General features: G+C 39.3%; 4 protein-coding genes and 1 pseudogene. 4 read left to right on the top strand and 1 reads right to left on the bottom strand.

Translation table 11 applies throughout. From position 1 onward, the window contains the following. Nucleotides 1-154 precede the first annotated feature (154 nt). The 4 genes from ampC (at nt 155) to FTU01_RS15290 (ending at nt 4,191) form a co-directional block, all read left to right on the top strand. Complete coding sequence (gene ampC / locus FTU01_RS15305; protein ID WP_373684722.1) at nt 155-1,279, top strand: class C beta-lactamase; 1,125 nt, start codon at nt 155-157, stop codon at nt 1,277-1,279. Nucleotides 1,280-1,553: 274 nt separating this feature from the next. Continuing rightward, the gene (locus FTU01_RS15300) at nt 1,554-2,471 is read left to right on the top strand and encodes a LysR family transcriptional regulator (protein ID WP_180025574.1); all 918 of its coding nucleotides are present in this window, start codon (nt 1,554-1,556) and stop codon (nt 2,469-2,471) included. A gap of 205 nt (nt 2,472-2,676) precedes the next feature. Continuing rightward, nucleotides 2,677-3,159, top strand: a complete 483-nt coding sequence (locus FTU01_RS15295) for a VOC family protein (protein ID WP_180025573.1) — start codon at nt 2,677-2,679, stop codon at nt 3,157-3,159. A gap of 330 nt (nt 3,160-3,489) precedes the next feature. Further along, entirely contained in the window at nt 3,490-4,191 is a 702-nt protein-coding gene (locus FTU01_RS15290; RefSeq protein WP_180025572.1) for a VIT family protein, read from the top strand. Nucleotides 4,192-4,345: 154 nt separating this feature from the next. Here FTU01_RS15290 and FTU01_RS15285 read toward each other — a convergent pair. After that, a pseudogene (locus FTU01_RS15285) lies at nt 4,346-4,436 on the bottom strand (IS5/IS1182 family transposase); the annotation flags it as partial.

The following is a 4,436-nucleotide window of genomic DNA, read 5'->3' as shown; positions in this document are numbered from 1 at the left end:
TTGAACTGAGGATCAGAAAGCTTGTTTGAATCGATGTATTTCATCCGCAGATTATGCACGAATGCTAAGAAATCCGGAGTGCAAATATTAACCAAAAAGAAGATCGTTTTTTGATTTATGAAAGAGATCTAATGTGAAGGGATTTAAGGCAGGAATCATTGCCTTGGCTATAGGATGGAGCGTTCAGGCAAATGCAGATGACACAAAGGGAAATTATATTAAGGCTGCTATTGATCAGTCATTCAAGCCGCTCATGCAACAATATGATGTATTGGGAATGGCAGTCGGGGTGATTTATCAGGGAAAAAATCATGAATACTATTATGGCCTGCAATCTCATATCGACCATAAAGCTGTAAATCGGCAAACAATTTTTGAATTAGGTTCTGTAAGTAAAATTTTTACGGGCATTGCAGGGGGCTATGCCAAGAGTCAGAGCAAGCTTTCTTTTAATGATCATCCAGCTAAGTATTGGCCTGATTTAAAGAATTCAGAAATCAACAAAGTCAGTTTGCTGGAATTAGCCACTTATACGAGTGGCAATTTACCTTTGCAATTTCCGGATCAGGTTAAGACAGAACAGCAAGTTTTAGAGTATTTCCAAGATTGGCAGGTTAAGCATCCGCCTGGCCAATATCGGCAATATTCAAATCCCAGTATTGGCTTATTTGGTGAGTTAAGTGCAAGATCAATGAATGTTCCTTTTAGCGTATTGCTGGAACAGACGATTTTTCCAAAACTCAATTTAAAGAATACCTATATCAATGTTCCGAAAGCACAAAGGGTTCATTATGCTTTTGGTTATGATCAGAACAATCATCCGGTGCGAGTAACCCCGGGAGCTTTGGATGCCCAGGCCTATGGAGTGAAATCTACACTTCCCGATATGCTGAAATTATTAGATGCCAATCTGAATCCGAAAAAGAACAAGACTGATATTAAACAAGCGCTTCTGGAAACTCATCATGGATATTTTAAGCTTGGAAAAATGACCCAAGCACTCGGTTGGGAGAACTTTTCATATCCGACGACGCTCGATATTTTGCTGGAAAGTAATTCTGAAAAAGTCGTGATGCAAGCAAATCGGGTAGTCAAAAATACTGTTCAGGAAAAATCACAAGTTTTTCATAAAACTGGTTCAACCAATGGCTTTGGAACCTATGTGCTGTTTATTCCGGAAGAAAATTTTGGACTGGTGATGATGATGAATAAAAAAATTCCCAATGCAGAGCGAATTAAGGCAGCCTATCAAGTCTTTCAGTCCATAAAAAACAGTTAAGTTTATTAAGCCTGAGTAGAAGGAAATGTCTCATGATTTTTGAGCTAGGGTATTTCCTTCTTTTGAAAAGAGGTTGATTCTTAAACTCTAACTGAAGTAAAAGCCTCCTAATTTCGGAGGTTTTTATTTTGTATCGATAAGAGTGGTAGATTTTACTGGTTGAGAAAAATTCATCCTATAAATTTTAAAATGAAATTTAATAATATTAAAGTTCAAAATAGGGTAAGCTTATTTAATTAAGATTGAATCAGATTAGATAGGTTTCAGGGCATTCATGTTAGAACTTCGTCATTTAAAAACCTTAGTCGCGTTACGAGAACATGGCTCACTGGTTGCAGCAGCAGGAGATCTTTGTCTCACGCCTTCAGCTTTGTCCCATCAGCTTCGTGAATTGGATCAATGGTTCGGAGTCGAAATCGTCAATCGCCGTAGTCGCCCGGTCAGTTTTTCCAATGTCGGGCAGCGCTTACTGAAGCTGGCAGATGATATTTTGCCTCAAGTCCATGTTGCACAGAGTGATATCATTCGCATTGTGCATGGGCAGACAGGACGGATCATTTTTTCTTCCGAATGCCATAGCTGTTTCGACTGGTTGATGCCTTTACTGAATCAATATCGTATTCAATATCCAGATGTAGATTTGGATTTCGCTTCTGGCTTTGAGGCCAATCCGCATGAACTGTTACAAACTGGGGAATTCGATCTACTTATTACCGCCGATCCGATTGAACTAAAGGGCATAGAGTATTTCCCGATTTTTGAATATGAATCGCGTCTGGTTCTTTCTAATACCCATCCTTTAGTGCGTTCCCAAAGTATTAGCGTCCAGGAATTGGCGGAAGAAACACTGATTACCTATCCAGTGGACAAGCACCGTCTGGACATCATGTCACACCTGTTTATTCCAGCGAATATTTTACCGAAACAGATTCGAACCACCGACTTGACTCAAATGCTGATTCAACTGGTTGCCAGTGGCCGGGGAGTTGCAGCCTTGCCAGATTGGGTAGTGAATGAATATGAGCAAAAAGGCTGGGTGACTTCACGCCGTTTGAATTGTATAGCCCCGAATGGACTGCGCCGGACTTTATATGCAGGTTATCGAACTGAAGAAAAGCAGAAAGATTATTTCGAAGGATTTTTAAAGCAGCTTGACCGATTCTCTAAAAAGAGAACCACATATTATGATTAAGTGGTGATAAAGGTTTCCTCTCGACTCTTTAAAACTATTCTTTTTGATGACGCTTTCAGTCAATTAGATCAATAAATATACAATTCTAAAACAGGCTTATCTTAATTTTGGGTGAAAGATGGGAAGAGTAGGACTCAACTAGTAGATGAGATATTGAAGAGTTCTTAGGTAGTTTAAAACCTATTCTGAAAGAAGAGGTGAGATCATGAATATTGCAAAGAATACCATTTGTCTTTGGTACGATCATGATGCTGAAGAAGCCGCACGATTTTATGCAGAAATTTTTCCAAATTCATCTGTAGGTGCCATCGTTCTTGCACCTGGAGATTATCCCTCTGGTAAAGCAGGTGATGTCATCACAGTAGACTTTACCGTACTGGGTATTCCATGTATTGGTTTAAACGGAGGACCTGTATTTCAACATAATGAATCTTTCTCATTTCAAGTCGCCACAGAAGATCAGGAAGAAACTGACCACTATTGGAATGCGATCGTCAATAATGGTGGTCAGGAAAGTGAATGTGGATGGTGTAAGGATAAATGGGGAGTATCTTGGCAAATCATCCCTAAAGCTTTACTTGAAGCATCATACAGTTCAGACCATGGTGTTGCTAAAAGAGCCTTTGATGCCATGATGACCATGAAGAAAATTGATGTCGCTGCAATTGAAGCTGCCATCCGAGGCTAAGGCATGGTCTTGATATCAGTGATTAATGCCATGTATTTAGTTTAAGCGTTTGGCCTTATTACTTATATAAAGTGAGAGGTCATTGTTAATAATCAGAAGTTCATCCTTTAAGGTATAGCCAGTGAGTTGCTTATGGCGGCCGCTGGCTAAAATCCATTTAAGCTTTCTCTATAAATAATTTTTATTTTTTAAAAATAAGTAAATAAAACTCGAAGATATCTCTGAAGGTGAAGATTCATATTTGAAATATTTGGCTTAATGTAAGATGATAAAATAGTAAGTGACTAAAATTTAAAATCTTATTTCATCTGCTAGAAGAACGAGAAAGACATGCCTCATTCCCATCATCATGAAAAACACTATATACAACGTTCTGGCTGGTTGCGTGCCGCAGTGCTTGGTGCCAATGATGGAATTATTTCCGTGACCAGTCTGGTTGTCGGGATGGCAGCCAGTGGTGCTTCGTCACAAACACTTTTGATTGCTTGTGTTGCTGGCCTGATTTCTGGTGCAGCCTCGATGGCAGCTGGGGAATATATCTCGGTCAAGTCGCAACAGGATATTGAAAAAAATGATCTCGCCATGGAAGAGCGGGAATTAAATCTGCATCCCGTACATGAATTAAGAGAGCTGAAAAATATTTATATCAAGCGAGGTTTAGAAGCTGATCTGGCCGAAGAAGTGGCAAAACAGCTTACTGCACATAATGCCTTAGATGCGCATGCGCGTGATGAAATTGGAATTCTGGAACAGACAGCTGCCCGGCCCTTTACGGCAGCATTTTCTTCAGCATCAGCATTTACGGTAGGTTCTTTATTTCCATTGGTATCCATTTTGGTTTTGCCTTCACATTTGCTAGATCAGGGCGTTATGCTGGTGGGAGTGCTTAGTCTGGGAATGATGGGAGCATTAGCCAGTTATGCAGGTGGTGGCAGCATGTGGAAAGGCGCACTGCGTGTCATGATTTGGGGCATCGTTGCCATGCTATTCAGTTTCTGGATTGGCTCTCTATTTAATATTGCTACCACCTAATCATTTAAAAAATATGGAATAAATTTTTATTAATCTAGATATATCCAAAATTTAATTGAAGTAGATAACTTGAAATTAAAATTTTCCAAATTTAATTGTATTAGACACATTTAGATGCTTAGGGTCTGTTGACACTTACTGTTCATAATTAACCCTATAACGGTAGCCATAAAAATATACAGGCTAAGGCAACAGAACTTTGATAATTTCTTTTGAGCTTGTCATATCGAGTAGCTATTCCTCTA

Source organism: Acinetobacter sp. YH12043 (genome assembly GCF_013419915.1).
Lineage (GTDB): Bacteria > Pseudomonadota > Gammaproteobacteria > Pseudomonadales > Moraxellaceae > Acinetobacter.
The sequence above is the reverse complement of the archived record's forward strand: the minus strand, read 5'-3'. Positions and strand labels throughout refer to the sequence as shown.

Bases quoted from the DNA above. Each gene is read 5' to 3' on its own strand.
- FTU01_RS15300 (WP_180025574.1), top strand. From the start codon at position 1,554: ATGTTAGAACTTCGTCATTTAAAAACCTTAGTCGCGTTACGAGAACAT.
- FTU01_RS15290 (WP_180025572.1), top strand. From the start codon at position 3,490: ATGCCTCATTCCCATCATCATGAAAAACACTATATACAACGTTCTGGC.
- FTU01_RS15295 (WP_180025573.1), top strand. From the start codon at position 2,677: ATGAATATTGCAAAGAATACCATTTGTCTTTGGTACGATCATGATGCT.